General features: G+C 51.8%; 24 protein-coding genes, 3 tRNA genes and 1 pseudogene. 22 read left to right on the top strand and 6 right to left on the bottom strand.

The window, feature by feature from the left end; genetic code table 11:
* The first annotated feature begins 89 nt into the window (after positions 1-89).
* The 21 genes from msbA to BN1124_RS20770 all read left to right on the top strand — a co-directional run bounded on the left by msbA (position 90) and on the right by BN1124_RS20770 (position 18411).
* On the top strand, positions 90-1865 hold the full coding sequence (gene msbA / locus BN1124_RS06720; RefSeq protein WP_042640264.1) for a lipid A ABC transporter ATP-binding protein/permease MsbA: 1776 nt from the start codon (positions 90-92) through the stop codon (positions 1863-1865).
* A complete protein-coding gene (lpxK, locus tag BN1124_RS06725; protein WP_042640266.1) occupies positions 1865-2851 on the top strand; it encodes a tetraacyldisaccharide 4'-kinase in 987 nt (328 codons plus the stop codon). Before msbA ends, lpxK begins: the two co-directional genes overlap by 1 nt.
* A gap of 333 nt (positions 2852-3184) precedes the next feature.
* Entirely contained in the window at positions 3185-3385 is a 201-nt protein-coding gene (locus tag BN1124_RS06730) for a Trm112 family protein (RefSeq protein WP_042640268.1), read from the top strand.
* Complete coding sequence (kdsB, locus tag BN1124_RS06735) at positions 3382-4143, top strand: 3-deoxy-manno-octulosonate cytidylyltransferase (RefSeq protein ID WP_042640271.1); 762 nt, start codon at positions 3382-3384, stop codon at positions 4141-4143. The genes BN1124_RS06730 and kdsB overlap by 4 nt, the downstream gene beginning before the upstream one ends.
* A gap of 210 nt (positions 4144-4353) precedes the next feature.
* A complete protein-coding gene (uvrY, locus tag BN1124_RS06740; RefSeq protein WP_011706579.1) occupies positions 4354-4998 on the top strand; it encodes a UvrY/SirA/GacA family response regulator transcription factor in 645 nt (214 codons plus the stop codon).
* 253 nt (positions 4999-5251) lie between these two features.
* Positions 5252-7102, top strand: coding sequence for an excinuclease ABC subunit UvrC (gene uvrC / locus BN1124_RS06745; RefSeq protein ID WP_042640275.1), 1851 nt, complete (start codon positions 5252-5254; stop codon positions 7100-7102).
* Positions 7103-7453: 351 nt separating this feature from the next.
* Positions 7454-8008: a CDP-diacylglycerol--glycerol-3-phosphate 3-phosphatidyltransferase gene (gene pgsA / locus BN1124_RS06750; protein ID WP_042640277.1), complete on the top strand. Its 555-nt coding sequence runs from the start codon at positions 7454-7456 to the stop codon at positions 8006-8008.
* Between the two features lie 180 nt (positions 8009-8188).
* A tRNA-Gly gene (locus BN1124_RS06755) sits at positions 8189-8264 on the top strand.
* A gap of 35 nt (positions 8265-8299) precedes the next feature.
* Positions 8300-8373: transfer RNA gene (locus BN1124_RS06760), tRNA-Cys, on the top strand.
* Positions 8374-8414: 41 nt separating this feature from the next.
* Positions 8415-8501 (top strand) — tRNA-Leu (locus tag BN1124_RS06765).
* Between the two features lie 351 nt (positions 8502-8852).
* Positions 8853-10058: a tyrosine-type recombinase/integrase gene (locus BN1124_RS06770; RefSeq protein WP_042640279.1), complete on the top strand. Its 1206-nt coding sequence runs from the start codon at positions 8853-8855 to the stop codon at positions 10056-10058.
* 147 nt (positions 10059-10205) lie between these two features.
* Positions 10206-10562, top strand: coding sequence for a hypothetical protein (locus BN1124_RS06775; RefSeq protein ID WP_042640281.1), 357 nt, complete (start codon positions 10206-10208; stop codon positions 10560-10562).
* Positions 10555-10857, top strand: coding sequence for a YkvA family protein (locus tag BN1124_RS06780; protein ID WP_025201450.1), 303 nt, complete (start codon positions 10555-10557; stop codon positions 10855-10857). The genes BN1124_RS06775 and BN1124_RS06780 overlap by 8 nt, the downstream gene beginning before the upstream one ends.
* Before the next feature lie 122 nt (positions 10858-10979).
* Entirely contained in the window at positions 10980-11615 is a 636-nt protein-coding gene (locus BN1124_RS20530) for a hypothetical protein (protein WP_052445576.1), read from the top strand.
* 61 nt (positions 11616-11676) lie between these two features.
* Positions 11677-12096, top strand: coding sequence for a DUF2787 family protein (locus tag BN1124_RS06790; RefSeq protein WP_042640887.1), 420 nt, complete (start codon positions 11677-11679; stop codon positions 12094-12096).
* A 734-nt stretch (positions 12097-12830) separates the two neighbouring features.
* Positions 12831-13289 (top strand): hypothetical protein, encoded by a 459-nt coding sequence (locus BN1124_RS21225; RefSeq protein WP_156128117.1) that lies wholly within the window; start codon positions 12831-12833, stop codon positions 13287-13289.
* Positions 13290-13544: 255 nt separating this feature from the next.
* Complete coding sequence (locus BN1124_RS06795) at positions 13545-14069, top strand: hypothetical protein (protein ID WP_042640284.1); 525 nt, start codon at positions 13545-13547, stop codon at positions 14067-14069.
* 115 nt (positions 14070-14184) lie between these two features.
* The gene (locus BN1124_RS21230) at positions 14185-14688 is read left to right on the top strand and encodes a hypothetical protein (RefSeq protein WP_156128119.1); all 504 of its coding nucleotides are present in this window, start codon (positions 14185-14187) and stop codon (positions 14686-14688) included.
* Positions 14689-14756: 68 nt separating this feature from the next.
* Positions 14757-15332, top strand: a complete 576-nt coding sequence (locus BN1124_RS20760) for a hypothetical protein (protein WP_082041505.1) — start codon at positions 14757-14759, stop codon at positions 15330-15332.
* 62 nt (positions 15333-15394) lie between these two features.
* Positions 15395-16567, top strand: coding sequence for an SIR2 family protein (locus tag BN1124_RS20765; RefSeq protein WP_082041467.1), 1173 nt, complete (start codon positions 15395-15397; stop codon positions 16565-16567).
* Between the two features lie 2 nt (positions 16568-16569).
* The gene (locus tag BN1124_RS20770) at positions 16570-18411 is read left to right on the top strand and encodes an ATP-binding protein (RefSeq protein ID WP_082041469.1); all 1842 of its coding nucleotides are present in this window, start codon (positions 16570-16572) and stop codon (positions 18409-18411) included.
* 97 nt (positions 18412-18508) lie between these two features.
* Here the strand turns inward: BN1124_RS20770 and BN1124_RS06800 are convergent, their stop codons facing one another.
* The 6 genes and pseudogenes from BN1124_RS06800 to BN1124_RS21835 all read right to left on the bottom strand — a co-directional run.
* Positions 18509-21397, bottom strand: coding sequence for a hypothetical protein (locus tag BN1124_RS06800; RefSeq protein WP_048822931.1), 2889 nt, complete (start codon positions 21395-21397; stop codon positions 18509-18511).
* Positions 21398-21455: 58 nt separating this feature from the next.
* Complete coding sequence (locus BN1124_RS06805) at positions 21456-21911, bottom strand: hypothetical protein (protein ID WP_042640286.1); 456 nt, start codon at positions 21909-21911, stop codon at positions 21456-21458.
* 25 nt (positions 21912-21936) lie between these two features.
* Positions 21937-22128, bottom strand: a complete 192-nt coding sequence (locus BN1124_RS06810; protein ID WP_042640288.1) for a helix-turn-helix transcriptional regulator — start codon at positions 22126-22128, stop codon at positions 21937-21939.
* A 66-nt stretch (positions 22129-22194) separates the two neighbouring features.
* Positions 22195-23337, bottom strand: coding sequence for a tyrosine-type recombinase/integrase (locus tag BN1124_RS06815; RefSeq protein ID WP_042640291.1), 1143 nt, complete (start codon positions 23335-23337; stop codon positions 22195-22197).
* An 86-nt stretch (positions 23338-23423) separates the two neighbouring features.
* Entirely contained in the window at positions 23424-24605 is a 1182-nt protein-coding gene (locus BN1124_RS06820) for a hypothetical protein (protein ID WP_042640293.1), read from the bottom strand.
* 102 nt (positions 24606-24707) lie between these two features.
* A pseudogene (locus BN1124_RS21835) lies at positions 24708-24773 on the bottom strand (hypothetical protein); the annotation flags it as partial.
* A 291-nt stretch (positions 24774-25064) separates the two neighbouring features.
* On the opposite strand from BN1124_RS21835, the gene BN1124_RS06825 reads away from it, so the two are divergent.
* On the top strand, positions 25065-26420 hold the full coding sequence (locus BN1124_RS06825) for a hypothetical protein (protein ID WP_042640295.1): 1356 nt from the start codon (positions 25065-25067) through the stop codon (positions 26418-26420).
* Positions 26421-26544 lie beyond the last annotated feature (124 nt).

The following is a 26544-nucleotide window of genomic DNA, read 5'->3' on the forward strand; positions in this document are numbered from 1 at the left end:
CCGGGTTCATGGTATCCGCGTGGCGGCGCTTGGTGGTTGCCCCGGCTTTGGCTAGAATACCCCGTCATTTCCCTTATTAACGGCTATTCATGCAACAAGAAACCTCACAAGAGAGCTGGCCCGTCTTCAAGCGCCTGCTCGGGTATGTCCGGGATCGCAAGCTGGGACTGGTTGGCGGCATCATCGGCATGCTGGGCTATGCGGCCGTGGATACCACCTTCGTCTATTCCATCAAGCCGCTGATCGATCAGGGCTTGAACGGCAACGACAGCACTGTGCTGAAATGGATGCCCTTCTTCGTGCTCGGCATAGTCGCTTTGCGCGGCTGCGCGGCCTTCCTCTCCAACTACTGCATGGCCTGGGTCGGCAACCATGTGGTGATGCGGCTGCAGCAACAGGTGTTCAGCCACCTGATGGCCATGCCCATGAGCTTCTTCGATCGCCAGAACACCGGCAACCTGCTCTCCAAGGTGACCTATGACGCCGGTCAGGTCTCCTCTGCCGCGAGCTCGACCCTGGTCTCCCTGGTGCGGGAAGGGGCCACCGTCATCGGCCTGCTCGGCCTGATGTTCTGGCACTCCTGGCAGCTGTCGGTGATCTTCCTGGTGGTGGGCCCGGTGGTGGGTATTCTGATTGGCCTTATCAGCCGTCGTTTTCGCAAGATCAGCCGCCATATCCAGCAGGCGGTGGGCGATATCACCACCTCCACCGAGCAGATGCTCAAGGGTCATAAAGAGGTGCTGATGTTTGGCGGCCAGCAGGTGGAAGACAAGCGCTTCTTCGCCGTCAGCAACCGCATGCGCCAGCAGACCATGAAGATGGTGGCGGCGGATGCCATCGGCAGCCCCATAGTCCAGATGGTGGCTTCGGTCGCCCTGGCCGTGTTCCTCTATGTGGCGACCATCGACAGCGTCAAGGCGACCCTGACCGCAGGCACCTTCACCGTCATGGTCACCTCCATGATGATGCTGCTCAAGCCGCTGAAAAGCCTGACCGACGTGAACAACCAGTTCCAGCGCGGCATCACCGCCTGCCAGAGCCTGTTCGGTCTGCTCGACTCCACCCCGGAAGAAGACACCGGCACCCGCACCCTGGAGCGTGCCCGCGGCGAGATCGAGTTCCGCAACGTCACCTTCACCTACCCGACCAAAGAGACCCCGGCGCTGCACAACGTCAGCTTCAAGGTCGAGGCGGGCAAGTCCGTGGCCCTGGTGGGGCGCTCCGGCTCCGGCAAGAGCACCATCGCCAGCCTGCTTACCCGTTTCTACGACATAGAGCAGGGGGAGATCCTGCTGGATGGCGTCAATATCCGCGAATACAAGTTGAGCGAGCTGCGCAAGCAGTACGCCCTGGTGTCCCAGCACGTGCACCTGTTCAACGATTCCGTGGCCAACAACATCGCCTACGCGGCGGAAGATCGCTACAGCCGGGAAGAGATCCAGCACGCGGCCAGCATCGCCCATGCGGACGAGTTCGTGCGCAAGATGCCGGCCGGCTACGACACCATCATAGGTGAGAACGGCGCGTCCCTGTCCGGTGGCCAACGCCAGCGCATCGCCATCGCCCGCGCCCTGCTGCGCGACGCTCCCGTGCTACTGCTGGATGAGGCCACCTCGGCCCTGGATACCGAGTCCGAACGCCACATCCAGGCCGCCATCGACGAGCTGTGCAAGGCGCGCACCTCTCTGGTCATCGCCCACCGCCTCTCCACCATCGAGAAGGCGGACGAGATCCTGGTCATCGACGAGGGTCACATCGTCGAGCGTGGCAACCATAGCGAACTGATGAGCCAGCAGGGCACCTATGCCCAGCTGCGCGCCATCCAGTTCGGGGCGAGCCAACCCGCCGCGAGCCAGCAGGCCTGATGCTGGAGCTGCTCTGGTATGAGAAGAGTGGCTGGCGCTGGGCGCTGGCACCCTTCGCCCTGTTGTTTGCGCTTATCAGCGGTGGGCGTCGCTATGGTTATCGTCGCGGCTGGCTCAAATCCTACCGCGCCAGCCTGCCAGTCATCGTCGTCGGCAACATCTCGGTCGGCGGCAACGGCAAGACCCCGGTCGTGGTCTGGCTGGTGGAGCAGTTGCAGGCCCGCGGTTTCAAACCCGGGGTGGTCAGCCGCGGCTACGGCGGCAAGGCGCCCCATTATCCCTATAGGCTCGATGAGCAGAGCACCACGGCCGAGGCGGGGGATGAACCCGTGCTCATTGCCCGGCGCTGCGGCTGCCCCGTGGTGGTAGCCCCCAAGCGCGCCGATGCGGTGCGCCTGCTGGAGCAAGGCGGGGAGGTGGACATCATCATCACCGACGACGGCCTGCAGCACTACGCCCTGGCCCGGGATCTCGAACTGGTGGTGGTGGACGGCGTGCGCCGCTTCGGCAATGGCTGCCTGTTGCCCATGGGGCCCCTGCGCGAGCCCATGACCCGCTTGAAGCGGGTCGACGCCATTATCTGCAATGGCGGCACCCCGGCCAGGGGGGAGTACCCCATGCAACTGGTGGCGGATGCGCCGCGCCGGGTGCGGGACGACGCGTTAGCCGCCGAGCCCTTGCCGCGAGATATCGATGCGATGGCGGGGATCGGCCATCCCCCCCGTTTCTTTGCGACCCTGGAGAGCCTCGGCTATGAGCTCAAGCAGAGCGTCGGCTACGCGGACCATCAGGCGTTCGACAGCGCCGAGCTGCTGGCTCGCTTCGCCGATCGCCCCTTGCTGATGACCGAGAAGGACGCGGTCAAGTGCCGGGACTTCGCGCCGGCGCACTGGTGGTATCTGCCGGTCAGCGCCGAGCTGCCGACCTCCTTGCTCGATACTCTGCTGGCCTCTATGGCAGTGTCTCGCGCTGGGTTTGGTAAGTAGATTGGATTATTGTGCTGATGGTGCAACATTTACCTTGTGGAATGACTGCCATATCGGCTCGTTAAGATAAAAATACCGAGTTGTCCGGCGCAAATATCAGGCCGGCACCGTGAAGGGCGCCTCGTTTGGGGTTGCTGACATGCCTATTAAATTGCTCGACGTGATTGCTGTCGGGCACAGCCGAAGGAGTCTCGTTTTGGCTCCGGACTGCATATTAAACTGCTCGACATGATCGCCGTCGGGCACAGCCGAAGGAGTCTCATTATGGCTCCGGACATGCCTGTTAAATTGCTCGACATGATTGCCGTCGGGCGCCGCTGAAGGAGTCTCGTTTTGGCACTGGATATTAAACTGCTCGACATCATCGCCTGCCCGGTTTGCAAGGGGAAGCTGCACTATCAACCGCAATCTGACAAGGCGCCCCAGGAGCTGATCTGCCGCTTCGATCGGTTGGCCTATCCGCTGGAGGAGGGGATCCCGGTGCTGCTGGAAAACCGCGCCCGTCCGCTGGCGCTGGAAGAGTTGAAGCCATGAGTTTCGTCGTCGTCATTCCGGCCCGTTACGCCTCCACCCGGTTGCCGGGCAAGCCGCTGGCGGACATTCATGGCAAGCCCATGGTGCAACACGTGGTGGAGAAAGCCCTGCAGTCCGGCGCCGATCGGGTGATAGTCGCCACCGATGACGAGCGGGTGCGCGCCGCCCTGGCCCCCCTGACGGAGCAGACCGGCGCCGAGGTGTGCATGACCTCCCCGGATCACCAGTCCGGCACCGAGCGTCTGGCGGAGGTGTGCCGTCATTACGGCTTCGCCGCGGACACCATCATCGTCAACGTGCAGGGGGATGAGCCCCTCATCCCGCCGGTCATCATCCGTCAGGTGGCCGACAACCTGGCCGCCGCCACGGCGCCTATGGCGACTCTGTCCGTGCCCATTCTGGACGCCGAAGAGGCGTTCAACCCCAATGCGGTCAAGGTGGTGACCGACAAGGATGGCTACGCGCTCTATTTCAGTCGCGCCAGCATTCCCTGGGACAGGGACAGGTTCGCCCAGAGTCAGGCGCAGATAGGCCCGTACTACCAGCGCCACATCGGCATCTATGCCTACCGCGCCGGCTTTATCCAGCGTTACGTGGACTGGGCGCCGAGCCAGCTAGAGCAAATCGAGGCGCTGGAGCAGCTGCGGGTGCTCTGGTACGGGGAGAAGATCCATGTCGCCCAGGCGCTGGAAGCGCCACCGGTGGGGGTGGATACCCAGCGCGATCTGGACAAGGTGCGCGCCCTGTTGGCCAACTGAGTCAAAAATCAGTAAGTTGAATCGAAACGGCGCCTCAGGGCGCCGTTTTTGGGTTGAAAATTTATATAGTTATTTGATTTAAAACGGTATTGGTGCACCGCCTCAAACTTTTCCAGGCCATGGTTTGCCAAATCACCGAGTTTGGTTATGATGCAAGACGCCGTGTTAACCCTAACTGGCATATAACGAGATAAAAAACGGGGTGTATGGGTGATTAATGTATTCCTGGTCGATGATCATGAGTTGGTGCGTACAGGGATAAGACGCATTTTGGAGGATGTCCGCGGGATCAAGGTGGTGGGCGAGGCACAGAGCGGCGAGACGGCCGTGACCTTCTGCCGGCAACATCACCCCGATGTGATCCTGATGGACATGAACATGCCGGGTATCGGCGGCCTGGAAGCGACCCGCAAGATCCTGCGGATCCGGCCCGATGTACGCATCATAGTGCTGACCATTCATTCAGAAAACCCGTTCCCGACCAAGGTGATGCAGGCAGGTGCCGCCGGTTATCTGACCAAGGGCGCGGCCCCGGACGAGATGATCCACGCCATCCGGCTGGTGCACTCGGGCCAGCGTTACATCTCCCCGGAGATCGCCCAGCAGATGGCCCTGAGCCAGTTTGCCTCGGCGGACGAGAACCCCTTCAAGTCCCTCTCCGAGCGCGAGCTGCAGATCATGATGATGATCACCAAGGGGCAGAAGGTGACCGACATCTCCGAGCAGCTCAACCTGAGCCCGAAGACGGTCAACAGCTACCGCTACCGGCTGTTCAGCAAGCTCAACATCAATGGCGACGTGGAGCTGACCCATCTGGCCATTCGCTACGGCATGCTGGATGCCGACACCCTGTAACCGGGTGTGATGCACGCTTATGGATAAATAGAGGCGGCCCGAGCCGCCTTTTTACTTTGTGCTCCCTGTGCCTCGCGGTTTCTGCTTGCAGAGTCCCTTTGCGTTCAAACGAGGGGGCGCAGTATGATCTCCCCCGTACACCTTCGTTTGTCCTGAGCCGAGTCGCCGATGCCCCTTCCCGAACCCCTTTTCGATAGCCAGGCCCTGCCGAGTGCCCTGACCCACCACCTCCATCTCTGTTGTGGGGATCATCATGACGGCCTCTGAACCTCTCTTCGACAGCAAGGCATTTCTGAGTGCGGTCACGAACCAGAGCGGTGTCTACCGCATGTATGACGAGGGTGGCACCGTCATCTATGTGGGCAAGGCCAAGGATCTCAAGAAGCGGCTCGCCTCCTACTTTCGCACCAATGTGGACAGCATCAAGACCCGCACCCTGGTGCGCCAGATAGCCGACATCCAGGTGACGGTGACCCACACCGAGACCGAGGCGCTGATCCTCGAGCACAACCTCATCAAGCAGTACCAGCCGCGCTACAACGTGCTGTTGCGGGACGACAAGTCCTATCCCTGGATCATCATCACCGGCCATCGCCATCCTCGTATCGGCGTCCACCGCGGCGCCCGAAAAATCAAAGGGGATTATTTCGGCCCTTACCCCTCAGGTGGTGCGGTGCGCGAGAGTCTGCACCTGATGCAGAAGATCTTCCCGGTGCGCCAGTGTGAGGACGCCGTTTATGCCAACCGCAGTCGCCCCTGCCTGCTCTATCAGCTCAAGCGCTGCGCCGGCCCCTGTGTGGCTGGCCTGGTGAGCGAGGCGGAATACGCCCAGCAGGTGGAACTCGCCAAGCTGTTCCTGGCGGGCAAGAACCAGCAGGTGATCAGCGAACTGGTGGGCAAGATGGAGTCCGCCAGCGGCGATCTGCGCTTCGAGGAGGCGGCCCGCTATCGGGATCAGATCCAGGCGCTGCGGCGGGTCACCGAGCAGCAGTCGGTGAGCGGCAACGTGCTGGACGAGCTGGATGTGATCGGGGTAGCGTTCGAGCAGGGGACGGCGTGCATCCACGTGCTCTTCATCCGTCAGGGCAAGGTGCTGGGTTCGCGCAGCTACTTCCCCAAGGTGCCGGCGGATACGCCGCAGGATGAGGTGGTGCAATCCTTCCTGCTGCAGTTCTACCTGTCGGGGCAGGGGGGGCGGCAGATCCCGAGCGAGGTGCTGCTGGACGTGGCGCTGGAGGACGAGGATGTCATCGCGCAGACCCTGAGCGAGACCGCGGGTTACAAGGTGCGGGTGCAGAGTCGCACGCGCAGTGAACGGGCCCGCTTCATCAAGCTTGCCTCCATCAATGCACAGACGGCGCTGCGCTCGCGTCTCGCCCACAAGAGCACCACCCTGGCCCGCTTCAACCAGCTCGAAGAGCTGCTGGAGCTGGAAACTCCCATCGCCCGCATGGAGTGTTTCGATATCTCCCACACCATGGGGGAGCGCACCGTCGCCTCCTGCGTGGTGTTCAACCGGGAGGGGCCGCTCAGCTCCGAATATCGCCGCTTCAACATCGACGGCATCACCGGCGGGGATGACTACGCTGCCATGGAGCAGGCGCTGGAGCGTCGCTTTGGTAAGCTGCAGGAGCCGGACAAGGTGCCGGACGTGCTGTTTATCGACGGCGGCCTTGGCCAGTTGCGCCGCGCAGAAGAGATCCTGGCTCGCCAGCTGGAGTTTCTCGGCGGCAAATACCCGCTCTTGGTGGGCATCGCCAAGGGGGTGACCCGCAAGGCGGGGCTGGAGACCCTGATCCTGGGGGACAGCCACGAGGAGCTGCACTTGCCGGCAGATATGCCCGCTTTGCACCTGATCCAGCACATTCGCGACGAATCCCACCGTTTTGCCATCACGGGCCACCGGGCGCGGCGCGCCAAGGCCCGTACCACCAGTACCCTGGAAGATATCCCGGGGGTGGGGCCAAAGCGCCGTCAGGCCCTGCTCAAATACCTGGGTGGCTTGCAGGAGGTGAAGAAGGCCGGGGTGGACGAGCTCGCCAAGGTGCCTGGCATCAGCCAGGAGCTGGCTCAGTCCATTCACGACGCCCTGCACTCGCTCTGAGCCAGGGTTCAGGGCTTGCAGTGCTCGGCAGCAGCCAGGAGTTGGTGCAATCCATACCATTCACGACGCCCTGCATTCGCTCTGAGCCGGTGTTCAGGGCTCGCAGTGTTCGGCATCAGCCAGGAGTTGGTTCAATCCATACCATCCACTATGTCCTGCACTCACTATAAGCGGGGAAACTCACCGTACCGACGTACAAGGGCCGTGACGCAGGGGGCCCGCCAATGCCATAATGACCGGCATCCTGAGGTTGTTGATGGATTCATAGACCAAGGCGGGCACCTGTCCGGTTGCATCGGTGATCGGCTTGGGGCTACCATGTAGCGGCATACAAGAAGTGGCTGAAAAATAATGACAAATATTCCTAACCTGCTGACGTTCTTTCGGATTTTGCTCATCCCCGTCTTCGTCATCCTGTTCTACCTTCCCTATCAGTGGGCCTATGTGGCGGCCGCCATCGTCTTCATCCTGGCGGCGGCGACCGACTGGTTCGATGGCTATCTCGCCCGCAAGCTGAATCAGTCCACCGCCTTCGGTGCCTTCCTCGATCCGGTCGCCGACAAGATCATGGTGGCTGCGGCCCTGGTGGTCATCGTCGAGCACTACAACACCGTCTGGGTCACCATTCCCGCCATGACCATGATTGGCCGCGAGATCATCATCTCCGCCCTGCGTGAGTGGATGGCCGAGCTTGGCAAACGCTCCTCGGTGGCGGTCAGCTGGATTGGCAAGTGGAAGACCATGATCCAGATGGTGTCGCTCACCGGCCTCATCTGGCAATACGACATCTGGATGGTGTGGCTCGCCTATGTGTTGCTCTACGTGGCGACCGTGCTCACCTTCTGGTCCATGTTCCAGTACATGAAGGCCGCCTGGGGCGATCTGAGCTATCACTCCCGCTTCTAGCTTGCCTGAGTGAAACCACTGCTTCCCTGCCGTTGGGGCCGGGAAGCAGTCATAAAGGCTAAAAGTAGGGAAGACGGGTAAAAAATACCCGAACGATCAGCGTATTAAATGTTTTTGGTTGACTGAGCGAGGAACATCGTTAGAATGCGTCCTCGTAGTCAGGCAATCAGCCAGACCGATGCGGGAATAGCTCAGTTGGTAGAGCACGACCTTGCCAAGGTCGGGGTCGCGAGTTCGAGTCTCGTTTCCCGCTCCAAATTCAGACAATCGAGAGCCAACTCTCTTTTGCATGGCGCGTTAGCAAAGCGGTTATGCAGCGGATTGCAAATCCGTTTAGTCCGGTTCGACTCCGGAACGTGCCTCCATATTGACAAGCCCGCCGCGCGGACTTGATACCGATTGCGGTGCCCGAGTGGTGAAATCGGTAGACACAAGGGATTTAAAATCCCTCGACGTTCGCGTCGTGCCGGTTCGATTCCGGCCTCGGGCACCATTAAGATTAAAGAAAAAAGCCTTTCAGATTAAACAGATACGACGCTTTATTGCGTCGTTTTTGTTTTTAACTCTCTCCAAGATTTCTCTCCAACTTTTCCTTTCTTGTCCATTTCTTGTCTAAGCGACTTACTACTTCCTGCGACTTGTTGCGAACAACCTGCACTTCGTCCCAACATAGCCAAGGACACGTGGTTGGCCTGCGCTCCGGGCCTTTCCGGGGTCTGTCTCTGGTGCTGAGACAAGTGCCGCTCACCGTTACCCCTTCCTCTTCACTCCCTCCTAAACCCGCATTGAACCCCCTTTGAAACAGATATTAATCCCATGATCCAACCCATCATCGGAGGTATCTATGCAGACCAAATTTCGCTTTACCAATGCAGCCATCAAGGCTTTGCCTGCACAACAACGAGAGGCTGGCGCTACTGAACTGGAGTTCTCCGATACAGAGGTCATCGGCTTAAAGCTCTTGTCAGGAAAAAGCCAGGGCAGTAAGCGTTTCCTACTGCGCTATACCCTCCAGGGCAAGAAACGCAGCATCGCCCTGGGGCGATTCGGCGATATTGATGTGAGCCAAGCCAGGACCATTGCCCGCAAGTACAAGGCGATGTTGGCAGAAGGCATCGACCCGGTAGCAGAGCGGGATAGCTACAAAACTGAGCCCACCCTTTCGGAGTTCTTCTGGCAGACCTTTTTGCCGCACCTTAAGACCATCGGCAAACGATCGATCAACAGCGACATTCAGCGGTTTAAACACAACATCGAACCACGCTTTGGGGCCATGCGTTACCGACAGCTCAAGGCGATGGATGTCCTGCAGTTGCAATCGGAGATGGTTCACCCTAACAACCCTCAGCAGACGGCCTACGCACCGAGTACCGCCAACCGGGTACTGGCCCAGTTAAAGACCATGGGCAGCTATGCGGTGCGCTGGGGCATTCTGGACACCAACGAGGCGGCCAAGATCAAGCTGTTGAAAGAGGACAATGCCAGGACGCGTTTTCTATCGATTGAAGAGATGAAACGGGTCATTGAGGTGGCATTGCAGGATCGCAATCAAGCCGCAGGCAGCTTCATTGCGATGCTCTACCTGACGGGGGCAAGAAAATCAGAGGTGTTACTCGCTAAATGGGAACATGTGAACTGGGAGGATAAGACGCTGTTCGTACCCCTAACCAAGAATGGCAAGAGCCGGATCATTTACCTGAGCACATTGGCTATCGATATTCTGGAGAAGCTCCCCAGAATAGCCGGTAATCCCTATGTGTTCGCGAGCCAGCATATTCGATGTCAGGGCAAGCCCATTGGTGAACCCAGATGTGCCTATGAACGGGTGTTGCAGAAAGCGGGTATCGAAGACCTCGATGAGGTCTGCTTCCATACGGCTCGTCATTCTGTCGCCAGTGCCTTGGTCTCTTCCGGTCAATATAGCCTGTATGACGTCAAGGCACAGCTGGCCCACGCCAGCATTCAATCCTCCCAGCGGTATGCAAAGCTGACCTCTGAGCGCAGTCGCAATATCAGCGAAGGTCTCTCGTCTATGATCCAGGCGGAGTGACCGAAAAGGTATTGTTTATAAACAGATATTAATAACCAGACAGCGCTGCCACATCGGCTGTTGGTCCACATGTCACAGTTCCCAGGCCCTTAAGCTCAGCCGAGCTTAAGGGCTTTCTTATTGGAGAGAAAAACGATGAAAACTTGTATGGAATGGCCGGAGGCAACCCTGCTCGCGGCCTACCCGGACATTTACCCAATGGTCATGGAGCAAATTATCGAGCCCTTTTCATCAGTAGAGGAGGCGAGGGCATTCTGGGACACGACCGGTTGTAGTCTGGTCATTATCGAGATGACGGACTCGGTGAGTGAGTTCCAGGCCATGCCACAGCATACCCAGAATCAGGTGATGTTCGGTTTGCGTTACCCGGAGCAAGAACTCTCCATATCCGAAGATTGGCGTCTGCTGCTGGCCATCCTCAACGATGAGGGGGCGGGGATTTACCTGCTGATCCACTCAGATGCACCGCTGAACACCACCCTGGAGGCGATGAACCATGAGTAATCCCAGCCATAGCGACATCATGCGCAAGTTAAAAGAGATCAAGGGGATTAAGGAGCTGTTGGAAAAGGCCGTGCTCTTGTATGTCCTGCTCACGGATGGCGATCTGCCGGTCTGGTGCTATGCGCTCATCATCGGTGCGCTGGCTTATCTGGTAAATCCGTTCGACGTGGTACCAGATCCCATTCCATTTGCCGGTTATCTGGATGATTTATCGGTCATCACCTCGGCATTAGCCGCACTGCCGGTTAAGTCACACCACCGTCAATCCGCGAAAGACCGAATGAGATCACTGTGACAGTGATGGAGCCGGTCCTGTCACGCTATCGCGTTTTCTATGACCCTTTATCTATGACCCATCTAGCGATGAGCTGGAGATCGCAATCTCCGGTTATCTAATGACGTTGTAAGGAAACTATCATGACAAGACCCCGTAAAAACCGCGTTGAAGAGACCCCTAAACCTGTCAGTAACACGGCAGCAGCATCAAACACCCCCGACACCGCGCCAACCACAGAGCCCCCACTCACATCCGGAGCAAGCGGCTGCGCCGACCCCCTCTCGCCAGCCCTTGCGGCTGACGCCGACAAGGCCAGGCCTGGACCCGGCGACACCGCAGACTCCGTGCCCGGCGGCCCTGTACCCATACACACCTTGCTCAACCATACCGCCGAGAAACTCAGTGCCCGATCAGAAGGGCTGATTTTCTATGCCATCGGTCGTCATGAAGAGAGCGGCGAGCTGTTCCTGAAAATCACCGGCAATCAGGGTGGGGGTTTGCATAGCAAGGAGTGGATTGCGCTGTCGGCGATTGACGATGTGTTGTGCTCCTTGCCCGCAGACAAGCCGTTTAAATCCAGCGTTATGAAGCGACTGTTTAAAGGTGGCAGTGCCAATAACGCCGGATTCTTATCAGCCATTCTGCGCTCGGACGGGCTGAAGTTGATCCAGAAGGCAGACGGCAATCCGATGCTGCACGAACTGGTGCCTGATTACCTTGAGCGCTTGGGTTCGCTAACCAATGAGCTCTGTACCGTAGCTCCTACCATCGAATAACCCCTGCATAGTGCTCACCTGTCCAAGGGGGGCCCCCCTAAACAATCAATCTGAGGTGATTATGACGATCCCATTTGCGGGCGATTTTTCCCTGCCTGTCAGTCAGGCATTGATGAGTATTCTGGACCAGGAACTGGTTAGATCTGGAATGGTGCTGAAGAGGAAATCCAGTCTGGTCTTCAACTTCCGAGACCCGGATTACGGCCCGGTTCGTGGCGGGTTTCATCCGGTGGAAATTCGGCTGCTCAAGCGTAGAGACCTGTGGCAGTTCGATTACGTGACGGACTTTAGCTATCAGGGGCCGGAGGATATGGCGGAGTTGGTCAAAGAGATCGACTTCAACTTTTTGAGCGAAGAATACTACCTGCTCCGTTACGGCCAGATGGGACCAGCGTCGGCCAGGGAGCTCTATACGATGTGGGAGTCGAACTTCGTCAGTTACTACCAGATGGGCGTGTTTACCGTCTCAGTGGCTGCGTAACCGTCGCACCGGACAGGAGAGGAACAGGAACCAGCGGCGGTTTGGTTCTGGCAGTGGTTCTACTGTGTTCACCTTTCCATGCAGGGCAAGGAGCCATGGACTAACCCAACTCGAAACCGGTCAGCGGCTCAGTAGGTTAGTCCATCCTTCGTCTATTTCAGGTGTCCTTCTCACCACCCATCCCCCATCCCCCATCCCCCAAAACAAGTATCCCCCGGCCCGTGGCTGGGAGGCTTGTTTTTTTGTCATCGACGGGGAGGGAGAAAGACAGATATGTGTGTATCCCCCATGGACGTATTACACCTCACCTGAATTTAATGAAATATCAGCAGGTTATGCACGCAGTGTCTGGCGCAACGAGCGCGTTTTGCGCAAAGCAAATCAAGTTTCGTCGAGTAATCGCTCATTCTGTGATGATGGCAAATGTTAAATGTTTCAATCTGCTGGTATGGTAGGATTCTTACGCATCACTGTTCTGGTTTTTGTACGTAGGTTTGGTTTGGCGGCGCATCCATGGCTTACTAACTGACTTTTTATACAGTAGTAATGATAGCGCAAAAAGAGGAAGTTAAGCGAATACGTTCAGCCACCAAAAGGTTACTGGTAATATTATGATTTAATAAAGATTTTTTTACTTGGCGGTGATGAAAACAGGGTGGAGTTATATGGAAGGCTCTGCTAACGGATTAGTACCGCCTTCCATCTAATCACTGTTAGTCAGTCAGGGATAGCGTATGGCATGGAAAATTGAAAAATGGCTAGACGAGGTTTTTCCTGGTGAAAGCAACTTATTTTCTGAATACCGGAATCTATCTGAGCGCGAGTTTGTAATAGTTGCAGCCGGTGTTTTGGACTTAGCTCTAGCCGAATTAATTAGTAAACGACTGATTGATAACCCAAAAGAATATGAGTCATTCCTTGGTTTAGATGAATCAGGTAGTGCGCCTGCAGGTAGCATGGGTGCAAGGATTCAACTCGCGTTGCTTTTGGGAATCATCAGAATTGAAGATGCACGTATTCTTCGGATCATAAAAAATATTAGAAACAAATTTGCGCATAGGGTAAATGTTAGTTTTTTAGATCCTTCGGTTCAGCCGTTAGCCAGTAAACTCTGGTGGAGTGGTCCGAGCGCTCAAAGTTTATACTGCAGTCATACCCAGAAGATGCACGTATCGCGAGTAAACAAGGTCTGAGTGAACTAGAAGAACAACTTGATAAAGTTTCTCAAGCTGGTGAAGGTTTGTTGATGGCCGTATTCTCAGTTTATCAAGCTTATTTTTACCGCTTAAGTGATAGAGTTGAACGAATTAATTATGTAGTTGGAAAGCCAAGCAATGATCTACAAATCGACTAACAAGGCGCTATTGTCGCCGCATGCGCGGCTGGGACGGCTTACGCTGCGCTCCAGCCGCCCCCCCAAAGCTTTGCGTTAGAAGTATGGAGAGCAGATGACACAAGAAGAAATTCAGCTCTATTCCGACATTGTTAAAGTAGGCTTTCCTATTGTTGGAACGGTTTTGGGTGGCGTCATTGGCGCATTTTCCACTTACTTTATTACCAAACTTAATCATTCAAATGATGACCGCAAGGAATCGCTAAGGCGCCGCCAAGAATTAGTCCTTGAGGCCGCGAAAGATATAACAGAATTCGAGCATCTGATTGGCACATATACTACTGCTGTAAGTAATCATGTGCGTCAATTAGTTGGTGCGATTGATATGGAGGCTGCACGACAAGCGATTGTTAACAATAATCAGTCTCTTCGTCGTGCAAGAATGACCCTAAAAATACTAGCGCTGACTGAAGCAGAGAAACATCTTGAAGATTATATAGTTGTAACTCGTGAGGTTATCGCTTATGGCCCTAAAATAAAGCCAGACAGAATAGCCGAAATTGCAAAAATTATTACAAAAGGTCCTACTAAGTTCTATGAAGCTTTGGCACCAGAGCTTGGGAGCAATGTTGCTAACTAAAAAACTTCTAACAAGGCGCACCATTCGCTCCCTACGTTCGCTGGGATGCCAACCGCGATGCGGTCGTCACCCATGTGCGCGGCGTTAACTGCCTAAACCAAAATCGAGTAACCAGATGATTTCGAGAGAAGAAGTATCAGAATTATGTGAAATATTGGAAGTTCTGATTGAACGGTTCAAACATTTGCATGGTTCGTGTTTATACATGAGTTCTTTGCTGGCAGCTTGCATTAACGATCATACAGATATGAATGCAGAAGTGGTTACTGGTAGTTTGACAGTGGCAGATAAAACTGTATTTTCTGATACACCAATATTACCTGCCTTGAATAATGCAAAAGGTAATGTTTTAGGTAGCTGGGATGGGCACTCATGGGTTCAAGTTTCTGGTCTGATTCTCGATCCATCTATATTTCACACAATCTATTCCACAGCAACGCCTGAGTCAGTAGTTAAACTCTTTGTGCAGAGATTTGGTAACAACCAAAATTATCTGATTGGTCAAAGCCATAAACTAAAAGAAATCGATGTTGTTTACATGGCTAAGGAAAGGTTTGAAAACAAGCATATCGATATGCTTATAAAAAGTGCTGATGCAATGGCTGCAATCAGCAGTTAACAAATGAATCCAGGTGACGCCTACGGTGCACCTTATTTATGCGTTAGGCATCAGGAGAAATTATGGTTATGGAAATACTGACGGCGATTCTAGTCGTTGTTACTGGGATTTACGCATATTTGACATATAAAATGTCGAATATGAGTGAGCGTTCTGTACAGATGATGAAAGAACAAACCGAAGCGATGTCTCGCCCCTATTTGGTAGTTCAACCTATTGTAAGACCCCATACTCCTTTCTTGTATTTAAAAATCTACAATAGTGGCAAGACACCTGCATTAAACGTAAAGCTGGAACTGGATAAAGACTTTTATCAGTTTGATGAGTCTAATAAAAACTTGAGGGAAGTAAGCGCGTTTTCATCTACTTTTGATAGTTTTTCGCCAAACCAAGAGTTATTTTTTGCTCTTGGTCAAGGTTGGCTTATCTTTGGTGAGTCAAAGCATTCATTGCCCAAACAGTTTGTAGTCACAGCATCTTACAGCTATATGGACAAAGAAGTAGTTGAAAAAAGTCATATTGATCTACGCCCATTTGCACAAAGCGAAGGTGAAAGAAATCCTATCGTAGAAGAACTTGAGAAAATTAGAAAAGCTCAGGAGAGGTTGGCAAAAAAGTGTACAGCATGTCCCAATGTTAGATAGGTAGAAAAGCAGCAGTGATTGCCAGTGCGAACATGGTCACAGTTCTATAATAAGGAAATAAAATGAATGGATTGATTGATGATGAGTTGTTTTCGCAAATTGAAGAACACCTAAAGTGTAGTGAGCAAAGCTGGTTAATGGGGGCTGGGATCAGCTTCGATGCTAAATTGCCACTAATGTATCCTTTGACCAACAAAGTTAAGAAAGATTTAGAAGCTGGTAATAAGGGGCTGTATGAAGAAATTATAACTCCGCTTTTTGAGGAGTTGCCCGAAAATTGCCATATAGAACATGTTCTTAGTCACCTTGGAGACTACGCTGCATTAGCTGAAAGAAACAAAGAAAATAAAACGAAAATTAATGGTCGTGAAATTGAGTTAGCTAGCCTAGAGTCTGCACATAATCTAATTTTAGAATCAATCGCAAATGTTATTCGGTGTGGATACGTTGAAAATAAGGCTGGGGAAACCGTTGAAGAGGGCACTTTGTCTAAGCCAATCGTTGACATCGAAGCGCATTTAGAGTTCGTAGATACGCTATTTAACTATGCTCCTGCAGGTGTTTATGAGCGAAGGAAAACGATCAGCATTTTCACAACTAACTATGACACTCTATTAGAAGATGCTTTAGCACTAAACAAAGTTTCATATTGGGATGGATTTACGGGAGGGGCTGTGGCTCATCGCACCCAAAGATACGGCGAGCCTGTACCATTAAATGGGCAGCGAGCAAATCTAATCAAGTTGCATGGGTCGATAGATTGGTTTCTCTGTGACAAAGGTTATGTTTGGAGAGTTCGGGACAACGACCGCTACCCCAAAGTAGATCGACGTGTTCTAATTTACCCCCAAGCTACTAAGTACATTGCAACTCAACAAGACCCTTTTTCTACTCAGTTTGACCTTTTCAGAAAATCTCTAAATTCTAGTAATAGCAATACGCTAGCTGTTTGTGGTTACAGCTTTGGTGATGATCACATCAATAATGAAATTGAGTTCGCACTATCTAAAGAAAAAAATAAAACAGTGTTGTTGGCATTTTTGGAATGTAGGGATGGAATACCAGCATGTTTAGAGCGATGGCGTAGTTCCAGTTTTGGATCAAGAATTATTATTGCTTCATTGCACGGTTTATACGTCGGAAAACAAGGCCCATTTAAAAGAAAAGAAGATGATGATTATTGGTGGACATTTAGAGGTGTCACTTCAATACTAAAAAATGGATGTGAGGTATAGTCATGTTTACATCAGAAGAGGAATTAAAAATAGGACAGGTTGTTGAAGTATCTGGAACTAATATTAAAGTCGAGATCTCTGATAAAATTTCTGAGCTATCTAGAACATTCAACGGTCGCGTTTATCCTATAGGGCAAATAGGTAGCATGGTGAAAATTCACTATGGCCGAAAAATAATTTTTGGTTTGGTGACAATGCTCAGAATGCGTTCAGAGGAGTTAATTGAATCAGGAATGCCTGTGAACGCCGATTCAGATCAACGCGTAATGGAAGTACAGCTATTGGCTGAAGGAAGTTGGAATAACAGTATTTCAAAATTGTCCTTTAAACGTGGTATTAAGACTTATCCTCTACCTCAGCAAGGTGTATTTCTACTAACTAGCGAAGAAATTTCTTTTGTATACCGTTCAGCAGAAGGTTCAAGAAATGAATCCGTTGATCCACTAGTCCCTTTTGCAGTTTATAGTGCATCCGAATCGACAACATGTAGAGCTAACATAAATAAGATGTTTGGTATGCATTGTGCTGTTCTCGGTTCTACAGGATCAGGAAAATCAGGCACTGTAGCAGCAATTATTCATAGTGTGCTATCTCATAAACATGATGGTAAAGAGTTGTCTCCGCAGATAGTAGTTATTGACCCCCATGGAGAATATGGTTCAGCTTTTAAGGCTAGAGCAGTCCAATATCGTGCGTATGATATTGCAGCAGATGATGATGATCAAGAAGAGATAAAGCTTCCTTACTGGTTAATGGCGAGTGATGAGTTTACGAATCTAGTTATCGGAAAGTCTGAAAAAAGTGCTACTAGCCAAAACAATGTAGTTCAAAAAGCACTTGCTCACGCAAGAATGGTTGTTGCTGGAATTGTAAAACCTTGCCCAAGAGAATTTGGTTCAGATGCGTTGAAGCATCTGGAAAATATTGATGATCCGGATTTTTATGATAGTAAAGATGTTTCAGACATTTTGGAGTTTGATCGAGATAAACCTAGGCCATTTTGCCTGGATGAGTTTGAGAGTCACGTGCGATATATACAGGGTGGTAGATTCAAAAAGGGAGAGAAGATAATAGAAACACTACCAGCATCAGATTCAGGCATGACTTATGTTTCATCGGTATTAGACAAGCTAAAAGTGCTTAGAAGAGATAATCGTCTTTCATTCATGATGAAGTGCTGGCGAGATGATGAACATCAAATAAAATTACATGAGGTTTTGAATCAGTTTGTTGGTGCGCCAAAGCAGGAAGGAAAGGATATTAGAATTATTGATATTTCAGGTCTTCCAAATGAAGTCGCTGGCCCCCTTACCGCATTGATTGCTCGGTTGCTCTTTCAGTATAAAGTTTTTCAGACACAAGATGAGAAAGAGAAAGATCCTATTTTAATGGTGTGTGAAGAAGCACATAGATATGTCCCTGAGCATGGAGAAGCTCAGTATTCAGCGGCTCAAGGTGCCATAAGACGTATTGCAAGAGAGGGACGAAAATATGGAATTGGACTGATGCTAGTAAGTCAGCGCCCCGCTGATGTGGACAGCACTGTAATATCACAGTGTGGTACGTGGGTGGTTTTAAGACTTACAAATTCGGCCGATCAACAGCATGTCGCACGTTTCCTACCTGATGGACTATCCGGTATGGTTGGTGCGTTACCTATTTTATCTCAGCAGGAAGCGATATTTGTTGGTGAAGGTTCTGCGCTACCTTCTAGAATAAGAGTTAGAGATTTAAATAAAGAGCAATTGCCCAAGTCTAATACAATTCCATTTGCTGAGGGCTGGTCTAGTGATCGCTTAGACTTGGATAAGTTAAAGGAAATATCGGAGAGAATGTGTAGTTAATGAAAGACTTATAAAAAAGGAGCTACAAGAAGGGGAAGCAACATAATGGTTGCTTCCCCAATCGCCTTATTACACCAACCAGATATTGCTATATCAATCAGTCGGTTATCACTTCATGGCTCGGCGCATCCTGCGTGATTTGCGCTATCTCGGTCTTGGGGTTATTCAACCGGCTTTGGAGCTGTGGCATGTCCTCGGGCTTGAACAGCGCCCCCAGCTCTAACCCTGGGCACTCTTGCAGGATCACCCGCACCAGGCGGACGGTGCGCGTCGTCACCGGTACACACTGCCCGACCAGTTTGGCGCGTTTGGCGGACTTGCAGTCATCCACGCTGGTTGGGCAGCCATTGATGGTCAGCCATTCGGCCAGCTCATCGTACCCCATCGTTTTCGTCATACCGAAGGCGGACTGGGTATAAGCACGCAGGAAAACCCGCTTTAGGATGCCAAGCGAACCTTCATCCGTCACACGCATTGGCAATCCTTTTATCGACGTCTTGCAGACGAAGTAATCCTCCCAGCTCTCCCAGTCATTGAGGGTCTTCAGGCAGTTCGTTCGCCGCCAGTTATCGAATACCACCCGTTGCTCCATAGCGGCTGCTACCGTCGGCCAGGGGCGTGTATCAAAGCAGATGTGTTCGGTGCCTAGCACGCTCTGCATTGATGGCAGCATGGGTTGCCGCTTGAAGTCGAACTCAAGATTCAGGGTCTTTGACCTGCTCACTGAGACGAGATCGTGTTCATTGATCCACATTTCAGCCGTAGATATTAAATGGTCACTCTCGACTTTTTGACCGGGGGTACGATTCAGATACAGGTCAAGCATGTACGCCTGATGCAGCTCCTTAGAGCAGGGGGGCTTAACCCCAGCCTTGGCCAGGATCTGGGGCTGACCCTCAACGCCTTCGGGAGTAAGTTGACCACGAGTCTTCATCGCGATGACCTGTTTAACCTGATGTTTTTGCTCCAGCATCCGAAAGCCAGGGCCATCCAGTCGCTCGCCCAGTTCCTGAAAGCGGCGGCATATCGGGCCATTCAGCACAAGTTCGTCATAGGTTGCATCGGTGAGAAAGCCATCCGTCGTGACGCTCACTACGGTTCGGTGAGCGGGGATGGAAGCCAAGACTTCCCCGAGTACGGCACGGATCAGGCCGGTCGTATGCGCGGCAAAGAATGCGTTGGTGATGGCGGAGCGCTCAATGGGCTTGCTCAATCCACTGGATGTATCGAAGGCTGACTTGCCCCTCAGACCTTGTGCCAGCTTGCCATAGAGAGAGTTACCAATTTCTTTCCAAAGTAGCTCTTCGAAGGATTTCTTCACATACGATTGGCGTTTTTCCCGAACCTGCGAGACAAAGGGCTCAAACAGGCGCTGCGTCGTATCTGTCCAAGGGATGATGACACCTTGATGTATCTCAATCTGGCAACCCATGCGGAGTGCGACCTCGATCTCCGGTGCGGTACAGAGCGATTCACCAGTGAGGGGAAACAGCAGGCCAATTTCAGTACGCACCGGTAGGCTGGGATAACGTGTCCCGTATGGAAATCTATATTTAACGCGAGCAAGACCAAAGACATGGCCACAGAACTCGGCTGTGTTGGTGGTCATTCGCGCTCGCTCATAATCAAGGGGGAAAAGGTCAACGAGCCCTGTGGTATAGGCTCCGCTTAGGTCAAAATCGTTGAAGAGCGATAGGGGGGTCGGGCCACACCAAAAGCATTCGTTTCGTCCACCGTGGTAGCAATCGATGGCAAGATTTTCGAATAGCTTCGCAGCAGGGGTCATCTCCCGAACCTTCTTGGTCACAGGTCTGGATGAATTCTTGCTCCATCCAGTCTGCTCTACCTCATGGGTTCCAAATAGCTGGTCGCGGTCTTGGGCCGTTTCGCGCAGATGTTTCAGGAACACCGATGTGGCACAGCCGCCAATCGTCTTTGGCAGGGAGGATAGCCCCAGCGTCTTAGCAAACTCATGGAGTCGTAGGCCATATTTGACCGCGATTTCGGCATCACGCAGGGCATAAGCTTCAAAGGCGGCCTTGTCCCCGGCTAGTAGTTCATCCATGCGTTCAATGGAGTGACCGGCAGGGAGGGACAATTTTGGTAAGTCAATGAGTTCACCTACGGCAGCCAGACCAGCACCACCTGGGGTGTGCAGCATAGTGTCGACAAAGGTGAGCAAGGTTCGTTGGGCTTTACGCTGCTTGTCTCGCAAAATCAGCGGTGTCGGTTTTGCCCGGCGGCGCAAGATATTATCCAGATCGATGCCGTATGCACTGTTGATTGATGCCACTGTTTTGCGGATTCCATCCATCTGGGTTTTGAATAGCCAGAAGTCGCCAAACGAGGCAAGGTCTGCCCGTAGGAAATGGGCATACACAAAGACATGTTTGGGCCATTCCGTGATTAGCCCCTTCTCCTTACATACCACCACGATGTGGCTGATAGATCGTTCAAAACTCAGTCGGTCAGATTTTTTCGAAGAGGCAGGGTAAATGACTTCTGCGTGTTCCCCTTTCTCCGTGATGACAAAGAACTGGTAGGAGAGAATGTCGTTGTGCTTTGTCTTGGGGTTGTAAACGTATTCGCTGTCTATGCCGATATGGAGCACAGACCCTTTTGCGGGAACCACTGTCTCCCCAGGCTTGAGATAATGCTGTGTGCGTAACCGTAATGCTTTGTCGGTTGAATTCTCCTGCACGGGCAGCAGGTAATCAGGTATGTCGGGGTCTCCCGCGATCACATCAGTACTCAGACCGTTCATTACCCAGCCAGGATCGTGTGAGGGAGAATTCATGTACTGGCAGGGGTCGAGCGCACTTTCAATCGCGAGCGCCAATGCGCTCTGGTGTTGTGCGTCGTTGAACATGTCATAGCCACCGTGAGGGGGCCGGTTATTCAGATCTGGCTGCAGGTTGGCGTCTGCGTAGGGAAAGCTCACCGCCGTGCCCCCTGCATTATCTGTGGGTTTTTCTTGTCGTTTCATGAGTGTTGGCTCGTAAAAAAGGGCCTCCTTGGAGACCCTTCATTGAAGAGGAATACGGTTAGGCGCTTAGCTGGCGTTCAATAGCCTCCATGTCCTCATCAAGTTCTTCTTTAGAGTCGCATGCAACCCACAGGGGCTTGGCGTCTGGCAGCAGAAGGGAAATACTGATCCAGACATTGGCGTCTTTTACGACCGGGGTGCAACCGGCAATCAGGTCCGTTGCGACCAATAACTTCTTGGTTCGGATGAACTTGCGCTTCTTTTGCTTGAGCACGAGACTAGAGACCTCTTTGAAGCGCTCCTCGATTTCTTGACGGTCACTGCTCTTGTACATAATGGCCGGGTATGAGTTGCTGTCGGACCATGCCATCAGCGCATGTGGCTGGTCGGGATCATTGAGCTGCATGTGTGCAACGCGGCTGATCGTGCCCAGGTTCGTCAAACCACCTTTCGCTTTGAGGAATGCACCAACGATTTCATAGGCAGCGGTATGTTGAGTAGTATTTGAGCTCATGAGAGCCTCCTTGTAGTCATGGTTGTTAATTAAGGTTTTGCAGTTGCTTACTTTCCCACCTCTCCACTTCTCTGAGTGGGAAACGGGTCTGGCGACCGATAGTGACAAATGGGGGTAACGTCTCAGGTGCGATGACCATCTGCTTGTCCACCCAGCTCTTGCTGACTCGCCACCGCTGGGCCAATTCGCTGCGAGTGATCATCTTGTCTTCGTCCATCGCTACCTCTCGTTTGTGCTGTCGTTCGACTGGAGCTACTGTCCCAAAAATCGAGAACAGAAAATCTCATCTGTCATGCACGCTGCTCCAACTAGCCTGTGTGGCGTTGATTTTTTCGATGAGCTCGTTGACCTGATATCTCGCGTACAGCCGTGTCGTCTCAAGGGAGTTGTGGTTGAGTGTCTGAGCTGCCAGGGCCAGATCACCGGTTTCCTGGAGCAAGGTGGTGGCAAAGCTGCGGCGCAAATCGTGAATACATAGACCTTGGATCCCCGCATGTTTACAGACTCGTTCGAAGGCATGGCGCGGATACGCTAAAGGCGCATTGGCCCGGTTAGGAGAGAAAAACAAGTAGTCCTGAATGCCGAACGCTGCCTGCTGATCTCTAATCGTTGCGATGGCAGACGTCGATAACGGTACAACGTGCTGTTGGCCGTTTTTGGTGAGAGGAAGGACGAGATAACCAGCATCAAGATGAACGTTCGAATTCTTGATCGAGAGAACTTCACCGATCCGCATCCCTGTATAGAGGGAAAGCAACAAAGAGTAGGCCCCAGGGGTTTGTAGCGCATTGCATGCCGTGATAAATCCCTGACGTTCATCCGTGGTGAGGACCCGGTGACGCTGGTTATTTTCTTTGAGTCTCTTTACTCCATTCATGGGGCTAGAAGCCAGATAGCCATGTTCGACCGAAAGCGTGAACATGCGGGAGAGGGCGGCGAGGATCTTGTTTACGCTGGATGGCTGGAGATGAGCACAGAGGTCGAGCTTGAACGATTCAATGTCCTGCCGCTCGATTTTTCCGATCTTGCTGTCACCAAATCGAGGCAGGATATACTTCTTCACCTTATACAGCTCAGATGCCGTGTTACGTTTGTTCAGCTTGAGGTCGGTGAGGTAAAGGGTTTGATAGACCTCATCGAGCCGTTTGTTCTTGCCCAGCGAGTAAGTGCCGCTTTTGAGTGCCTGCATGCGCTCATAAACGGCTCCACGAGCATCCTGAATCGACAGGTATGGATAGGTGCCGAGTGTCTCGCAGATCCGCTGATAGTTGTGGGTGGCTTTGAATAGAAATGAGATGGTCTCAGGGTAACGCATGACTCTGAGCTGAGGCTGCGTTACGTCTTTGTATTCCTGCTGTTTCCCGTTCGTTGGGAGAGGAAGGGCATCAAGGGCTTTACGAGTAAAGTGTAGGGGGATGATGGGCATGACTGTTACCTCCTGATAGTGGGGAGGTAACAGTAATCGGAGCGTGGTTTGAGTTATCTCACGTGTGATGCATGCAGGTCAGAGCGTCAGCCCTCGTGATTGAAGTAGTGGTCAACGAGTGATGGATATTTGTAAATATCGGAAATAAGGTTTCTTCTTGAAGCTAGTTCATCTGAAATAGAATTTCCGTCGAATTCCATTCGCGTATAAGGAAACGCTTCGGCAAGCGCCATAATCATTTCCGGACCTGTTACGTACAGTTCGTCGGTTGCATCAGTGGTAGCATTTTTAAATTTTGGTTGAGAGTGTTGCCAATAGTATAGCCAAATTTTGTAAGTTATATTTCTATAGTAAATCGGTATCGACATCAACTTGTTTGTTTTTCCTTCTCCAAATGTTCTGCGATTATGTGTAAAAAATATATATTCATCAGGAGATAATGTCCTGCTGCGTTCCTTTATTGGGAATATTTCTTCAATGTGGAGTAGTATGAGATAGGTTGCGGTGAGGAATGTTTTGACTATATGATGATAACTTCCAAAATCCATTGAAATCTGAGTTCTGATTGCCATAAACATATCATCGGTTGTATTTTTCTCAGGGTGATGCTGAGCATTTTCTTCAAACTTTAACCATTGTTCAGTAATGCCCTGAGGAATATTAATTAAGAGGATGTCGGCTAGATGTGAAAGGAACTCAGTCGACGTTCCAACAAGCGTAGATCTATCCGGATATTGATATACTTCATTTGCGAAGGAAATCAGTCTTGTAGCGATGTCACGTGCGGAAGCGTTAATGTCATTCGTCATCTGAAATATATCGAGTTTACTACCAATATGTTTTCCAATAATAATCCCAAGGAAATTTACATTTTGGGGGGAAGGGTGAATAAGCGATCGTAGTTGGACTGCTATATCCTTAATAACTGAGGTGTCTATAGGGAGGTTTTCATTGTTTTCTGAGAGCGCCATCAAATGCTCAAAAGTATTTTGAAAAGCGTTTTCTTTGTGCTGATAATTTTTTATTTTCGTCGTTAATTTTTTTTGCAGATATTGATGGAAGTTGAAAATTAGTTCAATGTCATCTACCGTTACAAATTGAATGATATTTGGCTTTAGCTGGTTGCTAAGCCCATGGTTATTAATTTTAGGTGATTTATCGATTTCATTTAAGAATAAGTTATCTAACTCATCTTTACCGAGTAGTGCCATGAAATATAAAACATCTAGATCATCATGCCCGATTAATCTGTATTTTTCTTTGGCCATATACATGTCTCTTACTATCAAACAGTGAAATATTACAACCTTACAAGAGCCACTTCCCGCAGCTTTGAATACAAATATACTACCGTTCGGTGTTGCCTCCAACTAGTTGAAGTGATAGTGCTCGATAAAGGCACCAATCGATTTCTCATGTAGTTTGACAGAGCGAGAGAAGCAGTGGGCTTACCTGTCGGTATACCTGCGCTTATTGGCAGAGTGGGCAATGAACGATGATGTTGGCCATGAGGAATATAGGGTCTCAAAAGCCGTCATACACATTGCCCAACCGATGGATGGCACTACCACGTTGCGGTCATCCATAACTGGGCCACTCCGCAGGCAGAGTAGATTCGACATAACTCATAGGTTTATTCATCAAAGAACAAAATCTTGCATAGGGGCTGGTCCCGCAATTAGTCACACGGGATAATTGAGCGCTCTTTCACAAGGAGGGCAGTGCTAATGCCAGTCAAAATGAGCCGCGCTTTTGATGCCTCAAGAGGAATTGTGTCGATTGAGGATGTGCCCAGTGGTAAAGCTTGTGGGTGTACATGCATTGACTGCAATGAGCCGCTTGTCGCAAAGAAAGGTGAGATCTATCGGCATTATTTTGCCCACGAACCCACCGCTTTGTCGGATGAACCGAAAGCCAATGTCCGGGGATGCCATTGGGGGCCTGAGACTGATCTCCACATCCTGGCGAAGGAGGTTTTGGCCGAGGATAGGCAGCTGAGTTTGCCGATCGGCATTACCAGCCCAAGGTCGGAGCTGCTGGTATTCGATACTGTGCAGTTGGAGTTCCCGGAAGGCAGTCGGATCCCCGATGTGAGTGGTTATGTGAATGGTGAAAAAATCCTAATTGAAATCGCGGTAACCCACTTCTGTGACGAAGAGAAAGTGACGTATCTGCGGCGCATTAATGCGACCTGTGTTGAGCTCGATTTCAGCAAGTTTTCGTTTAATGTCGAGGTGCTTTCAAAGGACTCCGTGCGTGACTACCTTGTTCACTGCCCGAAGAAGTGGCTCTCAGTTGCGCCAGCGGGGCCAATTGCAGAGGCTATCCATCGGCACGAACGGCAGACTCTCCGCGATTTGATCGAGCAAAACCGCAAACAGAAAGCGCAAGCGCTGGGGCTAGAACAACAGGTTATGCGCTACGAAGCTCGGGTAGCTGGTCACCAGCCGGAGATCACGCAGATGGAGGCAGTGATTGCTCAAAAAGAAACGCTGCTGGCTGGCCTGGGGCGACGTGTCGAAGCAGCGAAAGTTCGTCTGGATGCGGTAGAGCAAGAAACGCGGGAGCAAAAGGAACTCCTTGTTCTCAATGCTTCTCGTCTTGAACGGCTCGATCAGCTACCCATTCGAGAAGCTGCTTTGGAGAAAGCAGAGAAGGCCGTAGACAAGCGAATGGTCGAGACGGATGAGGAAGTGCAGTTGCGATTAAAGGGTCTGAGCGCTGACATGGATTTGCGAGAGGCAGCATTGAAGCGGCGTGAAGCAAAGTTAGCTGGGTCACACAACAGGCTGGACTTGAAGGAAGCTGACCTCCTAGTGTGGGAAGAGAATTTGAAACAAGGCGAAACTGACTTCATCAAGCGGGTCAATCATGAAGCGGAACGTCTAGGTAAAGCCCAGTTTGAGAGGTTTAAGAAGGAAAATATTGCTGAGCTTCGGGTCTGGGAGAACCATTACCAGTCTTTACGCAAGACGATAGAGGGAGTCCGGCGGAAGTTTGGTTCATTTGTGCCGGTCCCAGAGATGCCGCCGGAACTGATCAAATTCAACGTTAATCAGAGCAAACTTCGTTCTAGTGACTAGCCGTGTATGCGTGACAGGAATATCTCATTACGAGTCTGGTGGTGTTTCCTTCTCTGAACGAAAAAAATTAATGTCGTTGGGATGGTTACTTTACAATGCCAGTTTTAAACAGCCTAAAAAACAG

This window comes from Aeromonas eucrenophila (assembly GCF_000819865.1).
Taxonomy (GTDB): domain Bacteria; phylum Pseudomonadota; class Gammaproteobacteria; order Enterobacterales; family Aeromonadaceae; genus Aeromonas; species Aeromonas eucrenophila.

What these genes read in the sequence shown, in the direction of transcription:
- msbA (WP_042640264.1), top strand. Translation starts at nt 90, where the DNA reads ATGCAACAAGAAACCTCACAAGAGAGCTGGCCCGTCTTCAAGCGCCTG.
- lpxK (WP_042640266.1), top strand. Translation starts at nt 1,865, where the DNA reads ATGCTGGAGCTGCTCTGGTATGAGAAGAGTGGCTGGCGCTGGGCGCTG.
- kdsB (WP_042640271.1), top strand. Translation starts at nt 3,382, where the DNA reads ATGAGTTTCGTCGTCGTCATTCCGGCCCGTTACGCCTCCACCCGGTTG.
- uvrC (WP_042640275.1), top strand. Translation starts at nt 5,252, where the DNA reads ATGACGGCCTCTGAACCTCTCTTCGACAGCAAGGCATTTCTGAGTGCG.
- pgsA (WP_042640277.1), top strand. Translation starts at nt 7,454, where the DNA reads ATGACAAATATTCCTAACCTGCTGACGTTCTTTCGGATTTTGCTCATC.
- BN1124_RS06770 (WP_042640279.1), top strand. Translation starts at nt 8,853, where the DNA reads ATGCAGACCAAATTTCGCTTTACCAATGCAGCCATCAAGGCTTTGCCT.
- BN1124_RS06775 (WP_042640281.1), top strand. Translation starts at nt 10,206, where the DNA reads ATGGAATGGCCGGAGGCAACCCTGCTCGCGGCCTACCCGGACATTTAC.
- BN1124_RS06780 (WP_025201450.1), top strand. Translation starts at nt 10,555, where the DNA reads ATGAGTAATCCCAGCCATAGCGACATCATGCGCAAGTTAAAAGAGATC.
- BN1124_RS20530 (WP_052445576.1), top strand. Translation starts at nt 10,980, where the DNA reads ATGACAAGACCCCGTAAAAACCGCGTTGAAGAGACCCCTAAACCTGTC.
- BN1124_RS06790 (WP_042640887.1), top strand. Translation starts at nt 11,677, where the DNA reads ATGACGATCCCATTTGCGGGCGATTTTTCCCTGCCTGTCAGTCAGGCA.
- BN1124_RS21225 (WP_156128117.1), top strand. Translation starts at nt 12,831, where the DNA reads ATGGCATGGAAAATTGAAAAATGGCTAGACGAGGTTTTTCCTGGTGAA.
- BN1124_RS06795 (WP_042640284.1), top strand. Translation starts at nt 13,545, where the DNA reads ATGACACAAGAAGAAATTCAGCTCTATTCCGACATTGTTAAAGTAGGC.
- BN1124_RS21230 (WP_156128119.1), top strand. Translation starts at nt 14,185, where the DNA reads ATGATTTCGAGAGAAGAAGTATCAGAATTATGTGAAATATTGGAAGTT.
- BN1124_RS20760 (WP_082041505.1), top strand. Translation starts at nt 14,757, where the DNA reads ATGGAAATACTGACGGCGATTCTAGTCGTTGTTACTGGGATTTACGCA.
- BN1124_RS20765 (WP_082041467.1), top strand. Translation starts at nt 15,395, where the DNA reads ATGAATGGATTGATTGATGATGAGTTGTTTTCGCAAATTGAAGAACAC.
- BN1124_RS20770 (WP_082041469.1), top strand. Translation starts at nt 16,570, where the DNA reads ATGTTTACATCAGAAGAGGAATTAAAAATAGGACAGGTTGTTGAAGTA.
- BN1124_RS06800 (WP_048822931.1), bottom strand. Translation starts at nt 21,397, where the DNA reads ATGAAACGACAAGAAAAACCCACAGATAATGCAGGGGGCACGGCGGTG.
- BN1124_RS06805 (WP_042640286.1), bottom strand. Translation starts at nt 21,911, where the DNA reads ATGAGCTCAAATACTACTCAACATACCGCTGCCTATGAAATCGTTGGT.
- BN1124_RS06810 (WP_042640288.1), bottom strand. Translation starts at nt 22,128, where the DNA reads ATGGACGAAGACAAGATGATCACTCGCAGCGAATTGGCCCAGCGGTGG.
- BN1124_RS06815 (WP_042640291.1), bottom strand. Translation starts at nt 23,337, where the DNA reads ATGCCCATCATCCCCCTACACTTTACTCGTAAAGCCCTTGATGCCCTT.
- BN1124_RS06820 (WP_042640293.1), bottom strand. Translation starts at nt 24,605, where the DNA reads ATGGCCAAAGAAAAATACAGATTAATCGGGCATGATGATCTAGATGTT.
- BN1124_RS06825 (WP_042640295.1), top strand. Translation starts at nt 25,065, where the DNA reads ATGCCAGTCAAAATGAGCCGCGCTTTTGATGCCTCAAGAGGAATTGTG.